This is a genomic window from Oceanospirillum sediminis, from assembly GCF_014164585.1.
Classification (GTDB): Bacteria; Pseudomonadota; Gammaproteobacteria; order Pseudomonadales; family Halomonadaceae; genus Oceanospirillum; species Oceanospirillum sediminis.
Genome location: NZ_JACJFM010000002.1, coordinates 274811 through 299224, shown reverse-complemented (window position 1 = coordinate 299224; position 24414 = coordinate 274811). Strand labels below are relative to the sequence as shown.

The window sequence follows — 24414 nt, the reverse complement described above, 5'->3', positions numbered from 1 at the left end:
GAACCTCAAGTGGCATTCCGTGTACTCTTTTCTCAACCGTGATCAGAAGACAGAAAATGCCATGAATAAAATACCTGTAACCCAGATTGATGAGGCGCAGATCGAAGAGATCCGCAGTTATTATCCTCCGGAGGACAAATTCTATGTCCGCCTGATTGAAGGTCGTTTTCAGAACCTGCGAAGGTTGGTCAGCTGGCCGTTGCTGGCGATGTTTTTTTCGCTGGTCTGGATTCAGGTGGATGGTCAGCCTCTGCTGTTCTTCTCGTTTGCTGAACGAACGATTTATCTGTTTGGCCTGACACTGTCCTGGCATGATTTGCCGATTATGGCGGGATTAATGATTGCCGGAGCCTGTTTACTGTTCTTTATGGCCGTTGGCTGGGGAAGGGTATGGTGCGGCTTTGCCTGTCCTCAGAGCATCTGGACCTGGCTGTTTATCCGTATAGAAGACTGGGCTGAGGGGAAAGCCAGTCAGAGAGCAAAAAACGATAAGCTGCCACTGACCGGTGTGCGTCTGGCACGCAGAGTGCTGAAGCATGTGCTCTGGATTGCTACGGCACTGTATACCACGCTGACTTTCTCAGGTTACTTTGTGCCGATTCAGCAGCTGATTGTTGATCTTGCTACCTGGGAAGCCCCCTTGTATACCGTAGGCTGGGTGATCTGTATGGCGGCACTGACTTATCTGAATGCCGGTCTGGTACGTGAAAAAATCTGTTTGCATGCCTGTCCGTACTCCCGTTTCCAGAGTGTGATGTTTGACAAGAATACTCAGACCGTTACCTACGATGTTGCCCGTGGTGAACCTCGTCGCATGAGTCGTAAACAGCGTGCTGCGATGGCTGATCGTACGGATTCAGTGGCTGGTGCTGATAACCTGGCAATGGCTGCTGTGGCACATACGGTACATGATGTACAGACCAGAGAGGCTGCGAAATCCCGTGGGGATTGTGTGGACTGCGGTATCTGTGTGCAGGTGTGCCCGGTGGGTATCGATATCCGGGATGGATTACAGGCCGAATGCATTGATTGTGGTGCCTGTATCGATGCCTGCGATGGTGTGATGGAGAAAATAGGTCTGTCAAAAGGACTGATTCGCTTTGCCTCTGAGGCCGAACTGGCTGGAAACAGCGATGGACGCAATGGCTGGCGGGCAGTATTCCGGCCTAAGCTGGCAGGCTATGCCACTGTGATGAGCTGTGCTGTTGTCGCAGTGATGCTGGGCTTTATGAATACCATTGACCTGCTGGTTGAAGTACGCCGGGATCGTCTGGAACTGTTTACCCGCATTGATGACCAGACTGTGTGCAATAACTATCACCTGAAAGTGGAGTCTTTTAATCAGGGGATTGATGCTGTGACCGTATCTGTTGACGGCCTGAGTGGTGTGAAGCTTCACGGTCAGAAAGAAATTGATATTAAAGAGAATAATGCAGCATGGCGCTCTTATCGGGTATGTACTTCCCAGGCCAGTGTACCTCGTACCGAGATCCAGTTTGTTTTCAGTACACCAGATGCTGAAGTGCGTAAAAAGACGACGTTCCTGACCAGCTCTATTTGACAGGATCTGTAAAGCTTTACCTTGTGGCAGGGCAGGGATGCCCAACTCTCTTCCGGGTGGTATTGACCGGAAGAGAATCCCTCCACTCATCGTTCAGGAAGCACAAACCGGGTTGATTCCGGTACTCTGTTAGCCATACCTTGTTTTAATCGAAAGAATTTACAGCTCGGGATTGCACACTCTGCAATCATTTTTCAGCCCGGTGTTCAGAGGTCCCACCGGGCTTTTTTTATGAGGGACGAAAAGTCTGTACCCACTGCCCTCTGTTCTGTTACGAAGGCAGTGTATTTATAGTGAGGAGAGTGGTCAGATCACAAACTTACCGGCTTCTTTTTTCAAATCTCCTGCCAGGGTTGATAATCTGTGAACCTGCTCTTCACTTTCTTCTGCATCATGGGCCAGATCATCTGCCACGGAGCGGATATTCTGCGTATTACTATGAATCTCACGGCTGATTACAGCCTGTTGTTCCGTTGCCGCAGCAATCTGCTCAGACAGAGTACTGATCCGCTGAACGGCGCTGACAATGTCAGATAGCATGCTCTGAGCTTCAATGGCATCTGATACACTGCGCTGAGCCAGCTCACCGCTGGAGTTCATCAGGTCTGTGGCTTCCATCGCTGATTGCTGAACGGATTCCATAACATGCTGGATCTCATTGGTGGAGCTGCTGGTGCGCTGAGACAGGCTGCGGACCTCATCGGCTACTACAGCAAAGCCGCGTCCGGCTTCTCCGGCTCGTGCTGCTTCAATGGCGGCGTTAAGTGCCAGCAGATTGGTTTGTTCTGCAATCTCTTCAATGGTGTTCAGAATACTGGTAATACCCTGAGCACTGTTATTCAGGTTAATGACTACCTGGCTGGCAGTGCTGAGCTTATCGGCCAGTTCTTTAACCGATTGCTGACTTTTGTCGACCTGAGTGATGCCCTGTTCCCCCAGCTTCAGGGTCGTTCTGACCTGGTCGGAGGTATTGCCTACGTGGCTTAGAATACTGTCAGTGGCATCCGATAACTGATCAATTGCGTCGGCAACCTGATTCGTTTCAGTTTGTTGCTGATGGATTTTCCGGCTGTTCTGCTCTGTTTTTTCGGCAATCATGTCGGATTGGATGCCCAGGTCTGTAGCGGTGTGCTCCAGTTTACTGATGATGGTATGCAAAGATGCAATAAAGTGGTTGAAGTCAGTAGCAATTTTGCCGACTTCATCCTTGTTGCTGGTTTCGATACGTTTGGTCAGATCACCCTCTCCGGCGGCGATATAGCCCAGAGCACGTCCCATTCGTAACAGGTCTGTCAGTAGGAAGCGGACAAGGACAGCCACCGTCAGCATCACCAGAATAAATATGCCGATGCCGATTGTGATCTCAATCTTCAGGGTCTCATTCAGAGAGGCCATCTCAGTTGCTTTATCAACTTCAACCCCTAATAACCAGCTGGAATCATCTACCTGAACCAGCCGAACCAGTTTAGTGCCTGCCGGAGTGTCAATTTCCATTAATCGCTTTTCGGCTGCCAGTGTTCTGACCTGAGAGGGGGGCAGGCTCTGATAAAGGTCATTGACGGGTTTCAACTGCAGAGACTGATCCTGATGGGCAATAATAATGCCTTCATTATTCAGTAAAAACAGCTGACTGTTTTTACCGGTTTCAAAACCGGTGATCTCTTTAAACAGGCTGCGCAGCTGCAAATCAGCTCCGATAATACCTGTAATCTTGCCATTACTGTTCAGAGGGCGGGCAATGGTGAAGGTCATCTCTTTAGTGGTACGGTCTTCATAGGGGCCAATCAGTACCATCTGCTTTTCTGCCATTGCCTGCTTGTACCAGGGGCGACTACGAGGGTCATAGCCATTAACAAACAGGGTGCGCCCGTTACTGCCGATTCGGGTGCCATCGGTCAGACCGGCAAAAATGGCGACAAATTCTCCGGCATCTCGGGTCAGCAGTAGCTGTTCTATGAATACGTCTTTGTCGGCAGGCTTTTCTGCCAGAGTGTTCAGGAGCTGGTATTTTGAGGACAGCCAGCGTTCAATACCAGTACTGACTGCATCAGATACGCCATCGACCCGTTGGGTGACACTCTCCTGAGTCAGAGTGGATAACCGCCAGGCGGAAAATCCGGTTAATGATAAGGATGTAACAAATACTGCTAAGGTCGCCATCAGAATGATTTTGACCTTAAGTGAAATCCCCTTCATTTGAGTAATCCCTCTTCATGACAGATATGGGCACCGGACACCGGGTATCAGGAAGTGCTGTCATCTGATTTTCCGATCTGCCTGTTCTTGTTACTCATAGGCAGCAGCTGCCGGACATGCCTGATTAAAATCTATACAAATATAAGAGTTGATACTCAGAAAAGCTATGGAAAGATATTGCCCGCAGCCGATTTGCTCTCTGATTCTGTCTCCGGGTCAGACACTGAAAATATTTCTGGGTCTGGATTTTCTGCTGATGACAAACTGAATAAGGAGCAGAGCAGCAAGGAATATCAGCAAAGGCGCAGAACCCAGCTGGTTATAAGGTGTTTGTCCTTGCATAGGCCAGACTTCCCCTCTGACAATGGCTTGTTCAAACTGAGGTGCTGTATTGGTGATACGCCCTTTATTATCAATTACTGCAGTAACCCCATTATTAGTGCTTCTGAGCATATATCGGCCATTTTCTGCTGCGCGTACTCTGGCCATCTGCAGGTGCTGTAAAGGCCCGGCTGAGTGGCCAAACCAGCTGTCATTAGAAATTGTGATTAACAGATCGCTGTCGGTAGCACGCTGGCGTACAAATTCCGGATAGACGACTTCGTAACAGATGAAAGGCGCTACCGTAAACCCTTTCGCTGTGAGTTCTGACTGAGAGGCTTCTCCGGCGGTAAAGCTGGACATAGGCAGATTAAAAAAGGCAATGGCTCCCCGTAGCATGGATTCAAAAGGAACATACTCTCCAAAAGGCACCAGCTTCTGCTTACGGTAGATGCCTTGTGCATCTCCTCTGGCCATAATCGCATTATAATACTGAGCCGGGCGTACACCGGCAGGAGTCGCACGCTCTGGCATACCTGCGATGAAGGCTGTACCTGCAGGCAGGTCTGCAAGAATACGGTTGATATAGGCTCTGGATTGCTGCATCAGCATAGGGACAGATGTTTCAGGCCAGATCACAAGATCTGCGTTTTGAATATCCTGAGTCAGATCCCTGTACAGAAACAGAAATTCATCTCTGTGCTGAGGCATCCATTTTTTATTCTGATCGATATTGCCCTGAACCATAGCGACTTTCAGTGGCTTTTCTGCTGCCGGAGTAACCCACTGGATACCATTCAGTAAATGGCTGCCTGCAAACACGATGATCAGATAAGCGAGCAATGTTCTGAGTCTGAGTTTCTGCATCACAAAGCGAAAAATAAGCACCCCGGACATAACCAGAATAAAGCTGGCCAGATAAACACCTCCGACAGGCAGCCAGGGGGATAAAGGGGAGTCAATCAGAGCATTACCGGCAAATAACCAGGGAAAACCGGTCAGTATCCAGCTTCTTACCCATTCAAACAGTACCCAGAGTGCCGGAAAACTCCAGACGGGTGATATATTGCAAAAGCCCCGTTTAAACAGGGTTAGCTGAAGCGCAGGCAGCAGTGATAACCCCATGACAAAAAACATCGTCATCAGGATTGCCAGAGGCATTCCGGTAAAGCCGTAGTCATGGATGCTGATGTAGATCCAGGACGTGCCGTTACCAAACATCCCCAGACCATAAAACCAGCCTGTTTTAAAGGCAGAGTGTCTGGATGATCGGCCATTATCAGACAAAGCCAGTAACAGCAGGCAAATGCTGACAGGAGTGAGATACCAGAAATGGTAAGGAGAAAAGGATAACGGAAAGAGTACCCCGGCGAATGCCGCCAGCAGATACTTGTGCAACCCTTTACGGGTTGATGCCTGTTGCAGAACGCCTGATATTGCCATCTTTTTTATTATGCCTGTCCTGATCCGTTATCAGGGCAGACTATCAGATGACGGGCAGGGTGAAAACTCTGTAGTCAGCAGAAAGATGCAACAGAATGTTTCTATTAGAAAACAGGGGGGGGAGGAAAAGACAGAGCGGCAAAAGCGGGTGCCGCCCGGTAATATAAGCAATCGGGTGATATCAGATCAGGAGGCTTCTGTACTGACTTGTAACAGCCTGATACGGCGGTTATCAGCATTAAGCACCTTAAACTCAAGCCCCTCCAGCATAGTATACTCATTACGGTTCGGTAAGTGACCGAAGCGCTGCATGATAATACCGCCTATGGTGTCAAAGTCATCATCACTGAATTCTGTGTTGAAGTAATCGTTGAAGTCTTCAATGGGAGTCAGAGCTTTTACAATAAATTCATGTTCACTGATCGCCCTGATATCCATATCATCTTCTTCAGTGTCATATTCGTCTTCAATATCGCCGACAATCTGCTCCAGGACATCTTCGATGGTTACCAGTCCCGCTACACCGCCGTATTCATCCACCACGATTGCCATGTGGTTACGGTTAACTCGGAACTCGCTGAGCAGGCTATTAAGCCGTTTTGATTCCGGGATAAAGGTGGCCGGGCGCAGGATCTGTTGCAGGTCGAAATTGTCCTGATCTTTTTGCAGGGCCAGAGGAAGCAGATCTTTGGCCAGTAGAATGCCCTGAATCTCATCAGCCGTTTCACCAAGTACAGGAAAACGGGAGTGAGCAGAGTCAATAATTTGTGGCAGGAAGCTTTCAGGAGACTGGCCTGATTTGACGGCTACCATTTGCGAGCGAGGAATCATAATGTCCCGAACCTGCATTTCATTAATCTGTAATGCCCCCTCGATGATATTCATCGCTTCGGCATCCAGTTTTAAACGCTGTTCGGCATCCCGGATGAATTCCAGTAACTCTCGACGAGTTCTGGGCTCTCCGGTGATGGAGGTCATTAGGCTTCTGAGCCAGGATCGTTGACCCTGACCGTTGCTCGATCGATCTTCACTCATGTTTTTTTTCTTCCTGTGGCCCCTAATCCGTGTGATAAGGGTCTTTGATATTCAGTTCGGCCAGGAGTTCCACTTCCAGTGCTTCCATCTCCTCGGCATCCTGTTCTTCTATATGATCATATCCCAGCAGGTGCAGGCAACCATGAATAATCATATGAGCCCAGTGATGAGATAATAGTTTACCCTGTTCAGCCGCTTCTGCTGCAACCACGTCAGCACAGACTATCAGATCACCGAGTAAGGGTAGTTCAATTCCCGGTGGAGATTCAAAAGGAAATGATAAGACATTGGTCGGTTTATCTTTGCCCCGGTACTGATGGTTCAGTAATTGACTTTCTTCGGAAGTCACGATTCTGACAGTGACTTCGTGGCCCGTATTTTCGTGTGCATCCAGTACACGCTGTACCCACAATGTAAAATCAGACTCTTCCGGCAGACCTGTGTTATCACAGGCCAGCTGAAGGTCGATCACCGCGTTATTCATGATCTGATGAATCCTTTACTGGCTGAGCCTGTTGAGTGTTCTGTGCGATTGCCTCAGCCTGAGCTTTCATTCGAGCTTCTGCTCGAGCCTTACGCTCAGCGTCTTCCTGTATTCTGGCTTCTGTCTCATGCTTGTCGTAAGCTTCAACGATACGCTGAACCATAGGGTGGCGTACAACATCTTTAGACTCAAAACGGGTGACACCTATACCGTCGACATCCCCCAGTACATCCAGTACATGAACCAGCCCTGATTTCTGGCCTTTCGGCAGGTCGATCTGGGTCACATCACCGGTGATGACTGCGGTTGAACCAAAGCCAATCCGTGTCAGGAACATTTTCATCTGCTCACGGGTGGTATTCTGGCTTTCATCCAGAATAATAAAGGCGTTGTTCAGAGTCCGGCCACGCATATAAGCCAGAGGGGCGACTTCGATCACATTTTTTTCAATCAGGCGGGCCACCTGCTCAAACCCCAGCATCTCATACAGAGCATCATAGAGAGGGCGCAAATAAGGATCGACCTTCTGTGACAGATCTCCGGGAAGGAAGCCCAGTTTTTCTCCGGCCTCTACAGCAGGACGAACCAGGAGGATACGTCGTACTTCATCATTAGTCAGGGCTTCAACGGCACAGGCAACAGCCAGGTAGGTTTTACCAGTACCGGCGGGGCCGACGCCAAAGTTAATATCATTCGTCAGTACAGTTCGTACATAACGCTGCTGGTTCGGACCTCTGGGTTTGATTGTACCTTTAGGTGTACGCAGAGTAACAATGCTGTCTGCAGCGCCTTCAGAATCCTGCTGAGTCTGTTGCTCCAGCTCTTCTATCCCCGATTCCTGCAAGTGGAGATGAATCATTTCCGGACTCAGTTCTGTGCTGGCAGCTTCCAGGTACAGGCTTTCCAGTAAGTTGGCCGCTGCCCGGACACGGTTCTGTTCACCGGCCAGCTGAAACTGATTGCTTCGATTACGGATAATGACATTCATCCGGTTCTCGATCAGTTTCAGATGATCATTATGCAGGCCGCACAGATTTGCCAGCTGTTGAGTATCATTGGGTTCCAGCTCAATTTTCAGAATATGTGTCTGTGTATTCAAAATATTTCCTGTTACTGCCGTCATTCAGAATTCCGTCTGCTTGCTGACCCGATTGATACCAGGTCTGTGGTCAGGGATATTTCCATGACCAGCATGCGCCTGTCCTGTGACGCTTTACTTACAGTATAGCGGGTGTGGATCAGATGCTTCTTATCCCGGTTTAAAATCCGGGCGAAGAGGAAGGAATTCAATAGCAGATCTGTTTAAAAATAAAAGCCACTTATATCAGAGTGTGAGCTGATAACCGTATTGATACAGATTATCAGCAGAGGAGCATGTTTATCAGGGAGCGCATCTCATTCTATGAGATGAACTCCGGATACTGATCAGGCTGTTCTATCGTCTGAATAAGGGGTAACCTGCCGGTAAATAATCAATAGCTCTGATCGTCAATCATTTCACCGCGCAGTGAATGGGGCAGGGCTTCTGTAATTTTCAGATCAACAAAGCGACCAATCAGCTCCATAGGGTTTTCCGCACGGAAATTAACGACCCGGTTATTTTCAGTACGACTTTGCAGTTGGCCTGGATCTTTCTGGGAGAAACCTGTCACCAGCACGCGCTCAACGCCGCCAACCATACGACGGGCAATCTGCATCGCCTGCTGATTAATGCGATCCTGCAGGATCTTCAGGCGCTGCTTTTTGATGTCTTCCGGTGTATCGTCAGTCATATCAGAAGCAGGTGTTCCCGGACGGGGGCTGTAGATGAAGCTGAAGGAGATATCAAAACCAATCTCTGCAATCAGGTTCATGGTATCCTGGAAGTCTTCATCGCTTTCGTTCGGGAAGCCAACAATAAAATCAGAAGAGAAGCAGATATCCGGACGTTTTTCCCGGATACGGTTCATTTTGGCGATGTACTCGTCGCGGGTATGTCCACGCTTCATCGCTGCCAGGATACGATCTGACCCACTCTGTACCGGAAGGTGCAGATGGCTGACCAGTTCAGGCACTTCGGCATAGACATCAATCAGACTGTCGCTGAACTCAACTGGATGTGACGTGGTGAAACGGATACGGTCAATACCATCGACCGCGGCGATAAAGGTGATCAGTTCTGCCAGATCGATCTCTTCACCGTCGTCGTTGAAGCCCCGGTAAGCATTAACATTCTGTCCCAGCAGGTTGATTTCACGCACACCCTGTTCTGACAGATGAACCACTTCTGCGATCACGTCTTCAAATGGGCGGGATACTTCTTCCCCACGGGTGTAAGGCACCACGCAGAAAGTACAATATTTGCTACAGCCTTCCATGATAGAGACAAAAGCCGTAGCACCTTCCACTTTCGGAGCTGGCAGGCGGTCGAACTTTTCAATTTCAGGGAAAGTCACATCAACCACGGCAATCTGGTTTTGTTTCGATGCGTCAATCATCTCAGGCACACGATGCAAGGTCTGTGGGCCGAAAATGACATCCACAAAATTGGCTCGTTTACGGATATTATCGCCTTCCTGACTGGCAACGCAGCCGCCGACACCGATCACCAGGTCGGGATTCTTTTCTTTCAGCTTTTTCCAGCGTCCCAGCTGGTGGAAGACTTTATCCTGCGCTTTCTCCCGGATTGAACAGGTATTAAGAAGTACAACGTCGGCTTCCTGCTCGTTGTCGGTCAGCTCCAGGTCATGGCTTTCGCCTAACAGATCTGCCATACGTGCGGAGTCATATTCATTCATCTGACACCCGTGGGTTTTGATGAACAATTTTTTAGCCATGGATTACACCTGTATCAATCAGTCGTGAATAGAGAGAAATTTGCAGACGATAACCTTTATCTTTTTATGGATAAATATTCACCGCCTTTAAAAAAGCGCACTATTATACGAACCATAATGCAAAGCGCCTAGCCTGCTCAGATAAAATATTACCGGCGAAGTAATACCCTTTGGTGAAGAGGGATTTATTCCGATCGCTGAATACAGATCTTTGTGTATGCTTTATGATAGATCAGGTTTTATCTTTAATTCTTATTTATCACAGTGTTACCGGAGTCTTTATGTCCGATAAAGAGCATATCTATCGGCTTGTTTTTCTGAATCGGGATGAAGTATACGAGATTTATGCCCGTCAGATTTTTCAGAGTGATCTGTTTGGGTTTCTGGAAGTGGAAGCGTTTATTTTTGGTGAGCGCAGCTCACTGGTGATTGATCCGGGAGAAGATAAACTGAAACAGGAATTCGCCGGAGTGAAACGCAGCTATATTCCTTATAACTCTATTGTGCGGATTGATGAAGTGGAACGGGAAGGTGTGGCTAAAGTCAGTGAGTGGAAATCAGAGAGCAAGGTTGCTCATTTCCCGGGCAGACCTGTGCCTCCCGGACAAAGCTGATCCCTGGTCAGAAGCATCAGTGCAATCGTGCAGAGGATCAGACATAATTTCAGGCATAACAGATCATATATTTCAGGCAAAGATAACAGGTAAATAATATGGATAAAGCATTCTGGCATCAGCGCTGGCAGGATGGACGTATTGGTTTTCACCAGGATGAGGTGCATCCGGCTTTGCCTGGTCACTGGCGTTATACTCCCCATGGAGCGTCAGGGCAGGTTTTTGTTCCTTTATGTGGTAAGTCCAATGATATGGTCTGGCTGGCAGAGCAGGGCTGGCAGGTTGTCGGTGTTGAGCTGAGTGAGAAAGCCATTATCGATTTTTTTGACGCCCGGCAGCTGGAGCCGGTAAGAACGGAGGTGGCCGATAGTCTGTTGCTGTTTGAGGCCGGGGCCTATCAGATTTATTGCGGCGACTTTTTTCATCTGCATCGAGCTCAGATGGCTGATATCTGTACTGTTTATGACCGTGCATCGCTTGTGGCGTTGCCAGAGGCTTTGCGTCATCGGTATGCCTTTCATATGGCTCAGATGCTATCTCCGGGGGTTTCCGTATTACTGATCAGTCTGGAGCACGAAAAGTCTTCAGGGCCTCCTTTCTCTGTTGAGGAGGATGAAATTCGCTGGTTATTCGGATCTAACTTCGAGATTCAGCCTCTGGAACGTTTGCCGGAAGATGATCGTAATGTGACGGATGTTGCTTATCGCATGGTACGTAAAGGGCGGACCGGAATGAGTGAAGCGCAGAAAAAAGCCATGCGTTGCTGAACAAATATGAATGATATTCAGTTGTTCTGGTGCTTAAAAGCCTGTGCATGTAATCTGCACAGGCTTTTTATATTAATGGCCTCGATATACGTCTGAATATAAACCAGAGATTATTGTTGGCTGCCAGCCATCGCAGGGCTGCCATTTTTCTGGCTGACCTCGATCATATCCAGGATGATTTCGCTGCTTTCTACCAGTTCTGCATCGTTTTGTGGATCATCACTGGTGTCCTCAATATCATCCAGGCTTTCCAGGGGTTCCAGATTCTTAGCCTTACGGCGCTGGTTTTCCAGAGCCAGTTGCTCATCTTCCAGTGCCTGGGTTTCCTGCTGGCGAACCTTTTCATTCAGACTGATAAATTCAATTGCTCTGTTTTTCTCCAGCAGGGTTTTCTGGGCCTGCAGGTAAACCAGATCAGGGTTTTCATTCAGACGACGATCATGTCGATTACGCAATTCTGGCAGCCAGATATTCAGCTGATTGTAATCACGATGACGAATCGGGCTGACTTTGTCCCATGGAAGAGCAAATTCCAGTGAGCTTTCACCGACTTCTTTGCTGTCTACCAGGCTTGGGAGTGTAATGTCGGGGATAACGCCTTTGTGCTGTGTGCTTTCACCTGAGATGCGATAAAACTTAGCCCGAGTCAGTTTTAACTGTCCATGTTCAAGGGGCGTTACAGACTGAACCGTGCCTTTACCGAAGGTCTGGCTGCCGATCACAACACCACGCTGATAATCCTGGATAGCACCAGCAAAAATTTCTGAAGCCGATGCACTCAGGCGATTAACCAGTACCGCTAATGGGCCTGAGTACGCAACACTGCGATCCGGATCACCCAGCAGGTCGATACGTTCTTCGGCATTGCGAACCTGAACGGTTGCTCCACGCTCGATGAACAGGCCAACCAATGAGTTGGCTTCCTGCAGGGCGCCGCCGCCGTTGTTTCTCAGATCAATAATCAGGCCATCAATGCCCTCTTGCAGTAGCTCGTCAATCAGACGTGCCACATCACGGGTGGTACTACGGAAATCTTCCTTGCCCTGGCGCCAGGCTTCGAAATCAACATAGAATGCGGGAATATCAATGACACCGATGCGCTGGGTCTGTCCATCCCGTTCAAGCTGGATAACAGACTTTTTAGCGGCCTGATCTTCCAGTTTGACCGTATTGCGAACGATAGAGATAACCTTGCTTTTGCTGTTATCTTTCGCATCGGATGGCAGAATCTGCAGGCGCACTGTACTGGCTTTAGGGCCTCGAATCAGATCAACCACTTCATCCAGTCGCCAGCCAATGACATCAACCACTTCACCTTCTTTATCCTGACCAACGCCGATAATACGATCGGTTGGTTTCAGCTCGCCCGCCAGGTCTGCCGGACCGCCGGGTACCAGACTAACGACTTTTGTATATTCATCCTCACTTTGCAGCAGAGCACCAATACCTTCCAGTGATAGCTTCATACGGATATTAAAGGTTTCTGAGCTGCGAGGAGACTGGTACTGAGTATGAGGGTCGTACAGCTGAGTATAGGCATTCATATACAGCTGGAAGACATCTTCATTACGGGCCTGACTGACACGGTTGCGCTGGTTTTCCAGGCGACGCTTCAGCGTTTTCTTCGCTTCTTCAATGGTTTTGCCTGATAGCTTCAGGCTGAGCATGCTGTTTTCCAGACGCTTTGCCCAGAGTTCGCTCAGCTCTTTTTCTGAAGCAGCCCAGGGTTGATCTTCTCTGTCCAGACGCAGGCGCTTATCGCTGTTGAACTGATAATCATCCGGAAAAGCCTCCAGTGCCTTCAGCTGATTATCCAGACGAGCCAGTACTTTACTCTGATAGCGGTTATAAATTGTAAAGGCCGCTTCCAGGTTTCCGGCTTCCAGATCATCATCCAGACGCTTACGGAAGGGAGCAAAGCTATTAATATCCTGTTGAGTGAAATACGCTTTTGAACCATCCAGCTGATCCAGATAGTGTTCAAAAATCTCGACAGACAGGTCGTCATTCAGTTCGACTTTGTTGTAGTGGCCGTAGCTCAGCTTGTCGACCACCGACTGAGCTGCATCTTTCTGAGCCTGACTGGGTGCCAGTGGGCTCTGAGCACTGGTGTCGCTGTAAGCCGAAGCAGAAAACAGCAGCAGCAGACCGATAGCGGCTGACTGTACTGGCTTCAGCGATGTTTGAATTACCCTGAGTAACATTGATTTCTCCGGAATCTGTGATCCTGAAAAGGATATCAGGTCATACAGTTATCATTGTAGTCTTTCCTGGTGCAGACTTTGTTATAGTACACCATGAGCTGCTTTTTAGTTCATGTTTCCTATCATTGTGAATTTTTCATGAGATTCAACCCGTGTACAGGTGCTTTGATGACTGAGTCTGATTTTAACCAGCAATTACTTAATTTTCTGAATAAATCACCTTCCCCGTTTCATGCGGTATCTTCGATGCTGGAAGCGTTTCAGCAAGCGGGTTATCAGCGTCTGAATGAACGGGATGCCTGGGATCTTAAGCAGGGACAGTCTTATGTTGTAACCCGCAACGGTTCTTCCATCGTTGCTTTCACGCTGCCGGTTGACCCTGTTGCAACAGGTTTCAGAATGCTGGGCGCACATACAGACAGCCCATGTCTGAAAGTAAAAACAAATCCGGACCTGAATGATCAGGGGTATCTGCGTTTAGGTGTTGAAACCTATGGCGGGGTACTGCTGAGTACCTGGTTTGACCGGGATTTGTCTGTTGCAGGACGGGTAGCATATCGTTCCACTGAGGGAAGCGTAAAACAGACATTAATCAATTTTGATCGGGCGATTGGCTCGATTCCGAATCTGGCAATTCATCTGAACCGTGAAGTGAATAAGGGGGTTGCGATCAATGCACAGACAGATTTGCCGGTATTGCTTATGCATCAGTCGGCAGAAGAAAGTGTTTGTTTTGATCAGTTGTTGATGGAACAACTTAATACTCAGGGCGTTCAGGATGCTGAGCAGATTCTGGAGCATGAGTGTTTCTTATATGATACTCAATCTGCTGCGCTGACTGGTTTCAGGCAGGAGTTTATCGCTTCGGCGCGTCTGGATAATTTGTTAAGCTGTTATATTGGTATGCAGACGATGTTGAATACTGAACAGAAAGTACCTGCATTACTGGTGTGTAATGATCATGAAGAGGTCGGCAGTATGAGTGCTTCTGGTGCTCAGGGGCCTTTTCTGCAATCTGTGTTGAAACGTATTGCCCGAACTGAGGAGAGATATCAGCAGATGCTGGCTGCATCAATGATGATTTCCTGTGATAACGCTCATGGTATTCATCCGAATTACGCAAAGTACCATGATAATAATCATGCGCCTTTGCTGAATCAGGGACCTGTTATCAAGCTTAATGCTAACCAGCGTTATGCCACAAACAGTGAGACATCAGCCTGGTTCCGTTTGTTGTGCCAGAAGGCTGATGTGCCTGTGCAGAGCTTTATTATGCGCAGTGATCTGGCGTGCGGCAGTACCATCGGGCCTATTACTGCATCAGAGTTAGGTGTCAGGACGCTGGATGTCGGGGTGCCTCAGTTCGCAATGCATTCGATTCGGGAAATGGCTGGAGCTCGTGACGCTTTTTACCTGCAGAGTGCACTGAGGTCATTTTTGTTACAGGAAAAGCTGGAGTCATGATACACAGATAATCTGATTGTTGTGTCAATGTAAAAAGTGGCCATTAATTGATATTGGTCACTTTTTGTTTTGATGATCTGAAACAGAATTCAGTTATATTAATGAGCCTTTTTATACTGGTATATCGGAAGAACAGTGTCTATTCTGATAGGCAGAGTTTTTCCGGGTTTACGTTTGATTCAGATGGTCGGGTTTAGTTCAGATAATTAAATATTCTGAGAAGGTTATCTGAAATCATATATTTCAAAGAGATTAATTCAGAATAGAAATAAAAAAGCAGCGTAAGCACGACCAGGGAAGGGGTTTAACGTGAGGCATAAAAAAACCGACGTATCATGCCGGCCTTGTATAAACACCTGAATGTGTTTTTTACGTTGAATGGCTCCTCGAGCAGGACTCGAACCTGCGACCAATAGATTAACAGTCTACTGCTCTACCAACTGAGCTATCGAGGAACTTTGCTCAACTTTCGCGGGCAAATTATAGTTTTATTTTTTGATGCGTCAATACTTTTTAGAATTATTTTTTATAGTTCACTGCTTACATCAGATGAATCCGGGTAATTACATCAGATGTGGGTTATTAGCACAGGATGATCAGGTTATGGGATGGTTTAAGGTTAAAGCCAGTTTTACCATGCTTCCTTTATTAGCAGCATTGACTTGCGCTTCTCCTCTTTATGCTCAAAGCGAATCTCAGGAAAAAATTAAGCAGTTGAAAGCTCTTACAGAACAGGGCAAATCAAAAGAAGCTTATGATATGGCCCTGCAATGGTTACAGGATCTTGAAGGACAGCCTCTGTTTGATTTCTACTTCGGGATTGCTGCGGTAGACTCGGGGTATGCCGGTGAAGGCACTATGGCTCTGGAAAGGGTGCTGATGGTACATCCGGAAAACGACCGGGTTCGTCTTGAATATGCCAGGGGGATGTATTTACTGGAAGATAACGAAACCGCTAAAAAGGAGTTTAACGAAGTACTGGAAAAGAACCCGCCTAAAGCTGTTTCCATTAAAATTCGACGGTATCTGGCTTTAATTGAAAAGCGTGAACAGCTTTATAAAACCACCACAAAACTCTATGCCGAAGCGGTTATCGGACATGACAGTAATCTTAATAGTGCACCTGAAGACCAGCTGAATCGGGTAGAACTGACACAAGAATCTCTGGGTAAAGGCGATACTTATGTGCAGATGAAGGCCGGAGCCTCGGTGACGAAGCCGCTGGATAAGCAACATAGCCTGTTTGCTAAAGCGGATATCAATCAGAAACTCTATGAAAAAGAAGACGACTTTAATAACAGCAGTCTTAATGTCACGGGGGGGTGGCGTTATAAACTGGACCGGGATGATCGCTTCCAGTTACTGACAGGGGCACAGAACTATCGGACGGATGGTGATACGTTCAGGAATATGTTCAGCATTTCCGGTGACTGGAGCCACAATATCAGTAACACTCTGGCTGTCAGTACCTATCTGACCGCATCGCGTTTTACTTACCCGGATAACAGTGTGTCATGGCGGGATTCGGTTCAGATCAGCGGTGGCGGTAACCTCTATACTACTTTGCCGATCTGGCATAGTCCGATCCTGTTTGCTAACGCTTTCTATGGTGAAGAAACGCCTGATGACATTACTACCGTCAGTAAAGCATCTGTTGAGAAAGAGTTCTATGGCGGCAGCCTGGGGCTTCAGCTTCCGGTAACGGATGAGAATATAGCGACTGCAGCTATCATCTATCAGGATGCTCAATATCAGGGACGGGACTGGTTATATGGTGTTCGTCGTCATGATAAATACAAAGCGCTGAATTTCTCCTGGCGTTATTTGTTCAGTAAAAACCTCAGCTTCAGCCTGAATGCCTCTTTCATTGATAATGATTCCTCGATTGAGCTGTATGAATACGATCGGGATGTCGTGTCCTTCGGCGTGAAATACGAGTACTGATTATGGATATTTCAAAGCATCTGAAACTTCGTTTTTCCAGAATAGGGCTGTCTGCTGTTGGCCTGTCTTCAACAATTCTTGTGTTGCCTGCAACTCTGACCTGGCCCCAGTGGGTCAGTGCCAATGAGGTGGCTGGTAAAATCGTAATCAGTACGGGCAAGAACCAGGTTATTCACTCTGATGGTACAACGGAAGCTCTGAAAACCCGTTCTCAGATTTTTAGCGGAGATACGATTAAAACCGGAAAAAAAGGCCGGATTCATATTCGTTTCTCTGATGGCAGTATTCTCTCTCTGAGGCCGGGTAGTGAATTCAGGGTAGATGACTACCGTTTTCAGCAGAATGCAGACAGTAATGGTAAGGCTCACTTTTCTCTGTTGAAAGGTGGTATGCGCAAACTGACGGGATTAATCGGTAAAAAACAATCCGGGAATTATCAGGTTAATACTGCTGTTGCCACAATTGGTATCCGGGGAACTGCATATAAAGCAGTTCTGGTCAGTCCGGATGACGCTGCTTTGAATCAGCAGACTAATTTACCTGCGGGATTATATCTGGGAGTCGACTCCGGTACTGTCCGTTTGTTCAATGAGACCGGGGAACAATTACTCAGTGCCGGTGAATTTGGTTTTGCTGCATCAGCAGCCGGTGCTATTCAGACAACGATTGTGCCTTATCCTGTATTACAGGATAGTTCTGAGGAACCTGGAGATGATTCGTCAGATGACGATGCTGATATTGATGTGACGGCATCCAGTGAAGCTGATTCCGATGATTCTGATGGCGACGATGATAGTACTTCAGAGGACAATACTTCAGAAGATGATGCTACTGGTTCAGATGATGACTCTTCCGATTCAGATAGCAATGACAGCAGTAACAATGACTCTGGCAGTGCTGACGGGGGCAATGCAGCATCGTCTGCTAATACCAGTAAGTCTGAGGGCAGCAGTGCATCAATAACGGATAATTCATTACCTGATCTGAATGATGTTGCTGATGCCAATGGTATTTCATCTGCTCAGGCAGAAAATAGTCTTAATCAGGATCAGCAGGATGCTGACCTTGCTGATGGTGTTAATTCAGCCGGAGCAACCCGGACAGGTCTGCCCAGAGTGACAAGCTCTGTTAATGGTCAGCCCTCTCAGGAAGCGGAGCAGGTAACAGAGCTGGATAATACACTGAACGATTTTGCTCAGACCACCCTGGATGAACAAGGGCAGGAAGGGCTGGATGCTGTAGGGGAATCTGCAAGTGAAGGTGATGGCCTGACGATTGGGGCTGATGGCAGTAACTCATTTGTTGATCTTGCTCAGTCTGAGCCAGAACCAGAGCCAGAACCAGAACCAGAACCAGAGCCAGAACCAGAACCAGAGCCAGAACCAGAACCAGAGCCAGAGCCAGAACCAGAACCAGAACCAGAGCCAGAACCAGAGCCAGAGCCAGAACCAGAGCCAGAACCAGAGCCAGAGCCAGAACCAGAGCCAGAACCTGAGCCAGAACCAGAACCAGAGCCAGAACCAGAACCAGAACCAGAACCAGAACCAGAACCAGAGCCAGAGCCAGAAACTGTAACAACACCAGCTGTTTCAGGAACGACCCTGATGCTCAGTTATATCAGTGGTAGTGGCAAATCGTCTGGCTGGGTAACGGATAGCAGTAATACGCTCACTCTGGCAACAACGCCAGATGGTCAGTCTGATACTGCTCATGATGGCAGTCGGGCTGATGGTTTTTCCTTTGATGCGATGCAGGCAGCTGACGATGATCTGATCGTCAATACCGGCTCCCTGATTGATGCAGGAAAAAGAGTGTACTGGGGGAAATGGACCTCAGGTTGGAGCCTGAATACTGGAGATGAACAGATATCACCTGACGGTGCTTTGCATTATATCCATAGTCCGGATACCACCCGTGTTTCTGAACTCAGTACAAAGATAAACTCAGAAAACAGGCATGTGCTTTATCAGTTTGTCTCCGGGGCAGGTACATCGCCTACTGATGCCAGTGGCTCTGATATCGGTAGCTGGGATAAAGGGTTTGCCGTTATTGATTTGTCTTCATCCGGGCAACGTTTTGCAGAAATGAATCTGGAGTTACCTTTAGCAGCTTCCCCTTCGACGCGCCTGGTAGTTGGAGCCGGAGGAATTCAGACGATTGATGTCAGTAATCAACAGCATGTGATTAATCTGGATGGTGCTACTTCCGGAACCTTTACCAACTTTACTCAGCCATTTATCGGTCAGCTTTTGTATTCATTTCTCGGGACTGAAGCTGACCGTATTGCTGCGAGTATATTCCTTAACAGCTCAGAGCCTGGCTTATTCAGTAGTGCTGTAGGTACGCTGGTACTGGATCAGGTACCTGAGAATGTAGCGAATTATCAGGTATTGTTGTCTGATGGTTCCTCGGCCTCATCTTTGATAAATCTTGATGCGGGAGCCGGGCAGGCAGCTTTGATTGATAGTACCAGTTCTGCTTTTGAATTATTGGGTATTGAGGATGGTAATAATTATTCACTTTTTGTTACGGATGCGGCACCGGGAACAACACATACTCTGAGTAATACGGGAGCAACTCTGAACAGTGACAGAGTTAGCTGGGGGCAATGGTCAGCCGGTCAATGGCGCCACTCTGTTGATTCAGTGAAACTGAGTACGGGAGATGATACGGCGTTATTCTTCACATCTGCAGATCATATTCTGAATCTGAGTAATCTGCCATCAAGTGGACAGGTTACTTATTCTCCTGATAGCACAGACTCAGTGCTTCTGGTCAATGATAGTCATGAGCTGATGAATATCAGTGCTAATGAATTCACGATTGATTATGGCGAAGCACAGATTACGGATTTCTCCCTGAATTTCAGTTCATCCACAGAACAGTATGAATTCGGACTTCAGGCATCTACAGGTATTCCGGCCAGCGGAACATTATGGCAGATAGCTTTGCAGGATAATCAGAATGATGGAGTTGGTAGTGTTACTCTGCAATTCTCTGGAGATCAGGCTCAAAGTGCATTGGGAAGTTATCAGCTGAATGGTTCTGGCAGTGATGGCCATATTTATGGCGTCGGTGGTTATCGTAACGATACTATTGAAGACGACGTCGCTCTGGATAACGGCACACCTGTATTGGGCAGTTTTGCTGTGAGCAGTGGTGGCTCGTCGACAGGTTATCTGCTGAAAGCTGAAACTGCTGATGGCGGTGATGCTCTGAACGTCGCCAGTGAAACCAGGGCACTGTCGTCCGGTGAGATATCTTCCGGCATGATCAGTGGTCTGAGTCAGGATCAGTTACATTGTCAGTCCGGGGTTGCCTGTACCCTTGATCTGATGAGTTCAGGGACTCTGGAGGAATCGTTCAGCGACAGTGAAAAACAGATATTTTATGGCCGGATCAGCGGTGACTGGCAGGTGTCCTTTGATGGCACCGAACAACAGCCTGCAGGCCAGTTTCACTATATTTATTCAACGGATGCATCTGCTCAATCAGAGTTAGCGGGCCTGAATGGCTTTAAGTTGTATCAGATTGCAGGGGGGACGGCACCGACTAATCAGAGTGGTGCTACAGGTAGTACAGGCAGTGGACTGGCAATCGTAGACTTTGATTCGGATATGCTGCTATCCATGAATATTAAACCCCTGCTGCCGGGGCGTTGGGCTTTCAGTGCTTCAAACACTTCGTTTTCAGTATCTGATATGACACATTTGTCCAGTTTGTCGGGGCTGCAATGCTCATCGGCAGGCACCTGTAATCAGGTGGCATCACATAGTGGCCCATTAGTATACAGCTTTGCTGGCGATACTGCCGACTATCTTATTGCAGGATATGAAGTGTCGAATGGCTCAGGCACTTCTCGATTGTCCGGTACTCTGATGTTTGAGCCAGTCCCTTCCAATAAGTATGACTATCAGTTTGTGATGCCGGGGGCTGATTTCAGTCGGGCTATGCCTGGTAATGGACAACTGATTACCTATGATAATGTGCTAGCCCCCTCTGTAATGGCATATTCCGGAACGAATTCTATTGCTCACCTGATACAGACAACGGATGCACCAGCTCTGATCTCTTCTTCAGAAGGCAGTGCGGGAAGTAATGTACATCTGGAGTGGGGTTACTGGTCATCCGGGTGGGAGAAAACTGCCAATAACTCTGTGGAAACCGGTTCAGCGCCTTTACTGTACTCCGTTGCAGAATCTGTACTGCAACAATCCGATATCAGTGCTCTGAGTAATAAGGGGGAGATCCGCTATAGCCCTGTATCCCTGGAATCGGTTTATCTGGTCAACAGCAATGGCGAGCTGGCATCCGTTAATAGTAGCTACTTTGATATCAACTTCACCTCTCAGGAAGTGACAGACTTCTCTCTTGATCTGACAATCGGCAGTCAGGAAAGAGATTATGCTTATTCTGTGTCAGGTGAGCTGCCGCTGAGCCTGAATAGCCTGTTTACTGATGATGCGCTGGAGTTAGGGATTCAATCTACAGACGGAACTCTGACCGGAGGTCAGGCGAGTATCCGCTTTACAGGCAGTGCAGCGGATTATGCACTGGCCAGTTATCAGCTTCCGGCTGATGCATCTGCAGCGACCGACAATGGATGGATTTACGGTGTTGGTGGTTATAAACAGGAAGTTCAGTCTGAAACGGGTACAGGGATTCTCCATGGAGCCTTCCTGTCTAATCCTGGTTCTTCTTCGTCCTGGGATACATCGGCGGTGGCGATGACTGCTGGCGGGGATTCAAGCTTTAGTGTCCAGAGTATCGAAGACCAGAGCGGGAAAATTCCTGTGTCAGGTCAGACAACGAACTCTGGCTGGAATGATCAGCCTGGTGAATTCACCGTCAATACCGGAGCTGCTACTCTGAGCAATGCAGGATCTGTGTCCCGTAATAGCAGTTCAGTAAACTGGGGATACTGGAGTGCTAACGGCTTAACGCTGACAGAGAGTGGCAATACTGTCTCAACGGCCGGTTTCCACTATGCTTATAGCCCGGAAGTGACTGCTCTGAGTAGTATTGATCAGTCCGGAGTGATTCGTTATTCCTTAGCCGGAGGCACAGCACCAGTGGATCAGGATGGTACTGCTGGCACGCTGAATGATGCTCAGATGCTGATTGATTACGGCAAACAGGAAATCATTTCACTGGATATGAATCTGACCCATGATGGCGCGAACTGGCTGGTTTATCAGGATGGTGATCCGTTATCACTGGCGTCAGCAGATATTCAGAGCCTGGCTCTGGATGCTTATCGGAAGGATTCAATCTCCAGTACGTTATCCGGTCATGCTAATTTCAACTTTGTCGGAGCTGATGGCGGGTTGGTAGCCGGAGGGTATGAGTTATCAAACTCAGGTAACAGCTTCGCTCTGGCAGGGGCTTTTGCGCTGGAGCAGACTGATCTGGCAGCTATGCCTGATCCTTTCTTTATGCCTTTGCCGCTGACGGTTAGTGGCAGCAACTCTATTCAGCTACTGAACCTGCAGGGGGCACCAGGCTATATCTCTTCAAGCAGCGAGTACAGGTTACCCACTTATCTGGATTTACAGGGTAAATGTGGAAGTTCATCAGATTGCTTCCTGCTGACAGAACGTAATGGCACTGAGCCTGTCAGTACTAATGCTGTGCAGAACCTGAACTGGGGGGTCTGGTTTATTGGTAAATGGAATGTTGATTCGCAGAGTAGCTCTGTTGATCCTATGACAACTTTCCTGCCCTTTATCACCAGCCCTGTAACGGTGAATTTTGACAGTGTGAGTACTCTGTCCAGCGCTACCTATAACGCTGACTTCAATACCATGCAGCTATCTGCAACCAGCGGCATTGTAAGTTCCTCAGGAATGAGTAGTACAGTGAATCTGGACTTTACCAGTATGCAGATTACCAGTGCCAGTATTGCCTTTACAGAAGTATCGGGGGGCACAAACTACGTATTCTCAACCTTATCTCCCGTTGCCCTGGCGACTGGTAGCGATGTCGCTCAGTTTACCCTGAGCAGGACAGATTCTACTGGTGGCGATGGTAGTATGTACTTCTCTCTGGTGGACAGTGCAGAGAACAATACCTATCAGCATGCTATGTCAGGCTTCCATCTGCAGGATACCAGTAACAATACTCAGTATTGGGGAACTGCGGCTTATGAACAGACCAGTGCTCAGCAGGCTAATAGCTCTGTGGGCAACGGGGCTGCTCAGGTTCTGTTAAGCGCCCAGAGCAGTGCTAATGATACCGGTACGATGGCTATTCTGAACAATAGTCAGCAGGTATCTGTGACTGAGGACTCTTTTAGCGACATTGTCAGCACTAATGGGAACATTGTCTCTGATTGTAGTGATTGTAATGATCTGACAGCTGAAGTGGTGACAACTTCTATCGGTGGTAATGCTGAGTTAGGTGTCAGCTGGGGACGCTGGGCTGCCAATGATGCGTCCGCATTCTCTGATACAGAAGTGACATTGGAACAGGCTCATTTCATCACTACAACCAATAGAACGCCTGATAGTGATATTACCAGTCTGAGTGGTACTACCGCAGGTACAGTAACCTATGATCTGATAGGAGGTAGTGCACCAACAGATCAGGATGGCAATGCAGGTCTGTATAACTCTGCCAGTATGGGGGTTGATTTTGGTGCTCAGCAAATCACATCAACACAGATTGATCTGACTGTCGGCGGTAATAATGTGGTTCTGCAGAATACCGGAGCCACAGCTATCCAGGATGTTCTGTCTGGTGGAAGTATTACTCTGCAATCCGGAGGTGGTGATATATCCGGTCTGAATGGTGAAGCCCGTGCCGTCTTTGTCGGTCCTGTAACCCCTGTCAGTACAATCAATGCACCAGAAGGCATTATCAGTACCTTCGGGGCTTCGAATGGAACTCATGCCGTATCCGGCGCTGTACTACTGGGTAATCCTGAAGTGAAATAGTGCAGCCGTGAGCTTCTTGTTCTCTTTCTGTAATAGCTTTAAATACTGTAGAAATGCCGGGCCTGATAAGCCTGGCATTTTTCATTCCTGAACAGGTGTGACAGATCAGGGGAGTGATCACCATTACAGTTTGTAATCATCCATAAAATACAGATGTAATGATATAATATATCTTTTTATATTGGGTGCTATTTTAATTATGAAAAAAATAATTGATATTCATAACTGATCAGGTCTTATGATCTATGGGATAGCTGTTAAATATAAAATACCTTCGCTATCACTTTTGGCAAATTGATAACAGGATTGACCGATACTATCTCAATGACTGCTGTAATGTTTCTTTGCTACTTTTTATCATCCTGACTTTTCAGGACTGACGCTCTGCAGGCCATATATGACAAGACTTTCAGGTGCGTATGATGGCACAGGAAACAGTTATGTCAGGCGTTGTAGTGACCTGTCTCCTGTTTTTTACATTACTTTTGAGTATTTCTTTACTAATTGTTCGTTAGTGTGTAAAAACTCTACTTTTCCTTTGCCGTTTCGTAACCTTCTTCATGTCTTTCAAATGTATTGAGTGGGAGCGGTAAATAGCTTTTATTAATAAAATAAACAAGTTTTTGCTTT

At 47.7% G+C, this 24414-nt stretch carries 13 protein-coding genes, 1 tRNA gene and 1 pseudogene; 6 read left to right on the top strand and 9 right to left on the bottom strand.

All coding sequences use genetic code 11. The annotated features are described in order from the left end of the window. The first annotated feature begins 61 nt into the window (after positions 1-61). Positions 62-1561, top strand: coding sequence for a 4Fe-4S dicluster domain-containing protein (locus H4O21_RS02850; RefSeq protein WP_182807318.1), 1500 nt, complete (start codon positions 62-64; stop codon positions 1559-1561). A gap of 306 nt (positions 1562-1867) precedes the next feature. On the opposite strand, the gene H4O21_RS27060 is transcribed toward H4O21_RS02850, so the two are convergent. The 7 genes and pseudogenes from H4O21_RS27060 to miaB all read right to left on the bottom strand — a co-directional run bounded on the left by H4O21_RS27060 (position 1868) and on the right by miaB (position 9856). Beyond that, positions 1868-2659, bottom strand: a complete 792-nt coding sequence (locus H4O21_RS27060) for a methyl-accepting chemotaxis protein (RefSeq protein ID WP_370463909.1) — start codon at positions 2657-2659, stop codon at positions 1868-1870. Between the two features lie 66 nt (positions 2660-2725). Further along, positions 2726-3721 (bottom strand): annotated as a pseudogene (locus H4O21_RS27055) (cache domain-containing protein); the annotation flags it as partial. Positions 3722-3973: 252 nt separating this feature from the next. Then, positions 3974-5521 (bottom strand): apolipoprotein N-acyltransferase, encoded by a 1548-nt coding sequence (gene lnt / locus H4O21_RS02840; RefSeq protein WP_182807316.1) that lies wholly within the window; start codon positions 5519-5521, stop codon positions 3974-3976. Between the two features lie 186 nt (positions 5522-5707). Beyond that, positions 5708-6556 (bottom strand): CorC family transporter, encoded by an 849-nt coding sequence (locus tag H4O21_RS02835; RefSeq protein WP_182807315.1) that lies wholly within the window; start codon positions 6554-6556, stop codon positions 5708-5710. A 22-nt stretch (positions 6557-6578) separates the two neighbouring features. After that, a complete protein-coding gene (gene ybeY / locus H4O21_RS02830; protein ID WP_182807314.1) occupies positions 6579-7040 on the bottom strand; it encodes an rRNA maturation RNase YbeY in 462 nt (153 codons plus the stop codon). Beyond that, complete coding sequence (locus H4O21_RS02825) at positions 7033-8139, bottom strand: PhoH family protein (protein ID WP_255487097.1); 1107 nt, start codon at positions 8137-8139, stop codon at positions 7033-7035. The genes ybeY and H4O21_RS02825 overlap by 8 nt, the downstream gene beginning before the upstream one ends. Before the next feature lie 373 nt (positions 8140-8512). Next, complete coding sequence (gene miaB / locus H4O21_RS02820; protein ID WP_182807312.1) at positions 8513-9856, bottom strand: tRNA (N6-isopentenyl adenosine(37)-C2)-methylthiotransferase MiaB; 1344 nt, start codon at positions 9854-9856, stop codon at positions 8513-8515. A gap of 281 nt (positions 9857-10137) precedes the next feature. On the opposite strand from miaB, the gene H4O21_RS02815 reads away from it, so the two are divergent. Continuing rightward, on the top strand, positions 10138-10470 hold the full coding sequence (locus H4O21_RS02815; RefSeq protein ID WP_182807311.1) for a DUF1820 family protein: 333 nt from the start codon (positions 10138-10140) through the stop codon (positions 10468-10470). Positions 10471-10568: 98 nt separating this feature from the next. Next, positions 10569-11237 (top strand): thiopurine S-methyltransferase, encoded by a 669-nt coding sequence (locus tag H4O21_RS02810; protein ID WP_182807310.1) that lies wholly within the window; start codon positions 10569-10571, stop codon positions 11235-11237. Positions 11238-11347: 110 nt separating this feature from the next. Here the strand turns inward: H4O21_RS02810 and H4O21_RS02805 are convergent, their stop codons facing one another. After that, a complete protein-coding gene (locus H4O21_RS02805; RefSeq protein ID WP_182807309.1) occupies positions 11348-13441 on the bottom strand; it encodes a carboxy terminal-processing peptidase in 2094 nt (697 codons plus the stop codon). Between the two features lie 168 nt (positions 13442-13609). Between H4O21_RS02805 and H4O21_RS02800 the strand changes: the two genes are divergently transcribed. Continuing rightward, positions 13610-14905, top strand: a complete 1296-nt coding sequence (locus H4O21_RS02800) for a M18 family aminopeptidase (protein ID WP_182807308.1) — start codon at positions 13610-13612, stop codon at positions 14903-14905. 379 nt (positions 14906-15284) lie between these two features. Here H4O21_RS02800 and H4O21_RS02795 read toward each other — a convergent pair. Beyond that, positions 15285-15360: transfer RNA gene (locus H4O21_RS02795), tRNA-Asn, on the bottom strand. Positions 15361-15508: 148 nt separating this feature from the next. Here H4O21_RS02795 and H4O21_RS02790 point away from each other — a divergent pair. Both H4O21_RS02790 and H4O21_RS02785 read left to right on the top strand, forming a co-directional pair. After that, positions 15509-16849, top strand: coding sequence for a surface lipoprotein assembly modifier (locus H4O21_RS02790; RefSeq protein ID WP_182807307.1), 1341 nt, complete (start codon positions 15509-15511; stop codon positions 16847-16849). A gap of 2 nt (positions 16850-16851) precedes the next feature. Beyond that, a complete protein-coding gene (locus H4O21_RS02785; protein WP_182807306.1) occupies positions 16852-23784 on the top strand; it encodes a FecR domain-containing protein in 6933 nt (2310 codons plus the stop codon). Positions 23785-24414: the final 630 nt, after the last annotated feature.

What these genes read in the sequence shown, in the direction of transcription:
- H4O21_RS02850 (WP_182807318.1), top strand. Translation starts at nt 62, where the DNA reads ATGAATAAAATACCTGTAACCCAGATTGATGAGGCGCAGATCGAAGAG.
- H4O21_RS27060 (WP_370463909.1), bottom strand. Translation starts at nt 2,659, where the DNA reads ATGATTGCCGAAAAAACAGAGCAGAACAGCCGGAAAATCCATCAGCAA.
- lnt (WP_182807316.1), bottom strand. Translation starts at nt 5,521, where the DNA reads ATGGCAATATCAGGCGTTCTGCAACAGGCATCAACCCGTAAAGGGTTG.
- H4O21_RS02835 (WP_182807315.1), bottom strand. Translation starts at nt 6,556, where the DNA reads ATGAGTGAAGATCGATCGAGCAACGGTCAGGGTCAACGATCCTGGCTC.
- ybeY (WP_182807314.1), bottom strand. Translation starts at nt 7,040, where the DNA reads ATGAATAACGCGGTGATCGACCTTCAGCTGGCCTGTGATAACACAGGT.
- miaB (WP_182807312.1), bottom strand. Translation starts at nt 9,856, where the DNA reads ATGGCTAAAAAATTGTTCATCAAAACCCACGGGTGTCAGATGAATGAA.
- H4O21_RS02815 (WP_182807311.1), top strand. Translation starts at nt 10,138, where the DNA reads ATGTCCGATAAAGAGCATATCTATCGGCTTGTTTTTCTGAATCGGGAT.
- H4O21_RS02810 (WP_182807310.1), top strand. Translation starts at nt 10,569, where the DNA reads ATGGATAAAGCATTCTGGCATCAGCGCTGGCAGGATGGACGTATTGGT.
- H4O21_RS02805 (WP_182807309.1), bottom strand. Translation starts at nt 13,441, where the DNA reads ATGTTACTCAGGGTAATTCAAACATCGCTGAAGCCAGTACAGTCAGCC.
- H4O21_RS02800 (WP_182807308.1), top strand. Translation starts at nt 13,610, where the DNA reads ATGACTGAGTCTGATTTTAACCAGCAATTACTTAATTTTCTGAATAAA.
- H4O21_RS02790 (WP_182807307.1), top strand. Translation starts at nt 15,509, where the DNA reads ATGGGATGGTTTAAGGTTAAAGCCAGTTTTACCATGCTTCCTTTATTA.
- H4O21_RS02785 (WP_182807306.1), top strand. Translation starts at nt 16,852, where the DNA reads ATGGATATTTCAAAGCATCTGAAACTTCGTTTTTCCAGAATAGGGCTG.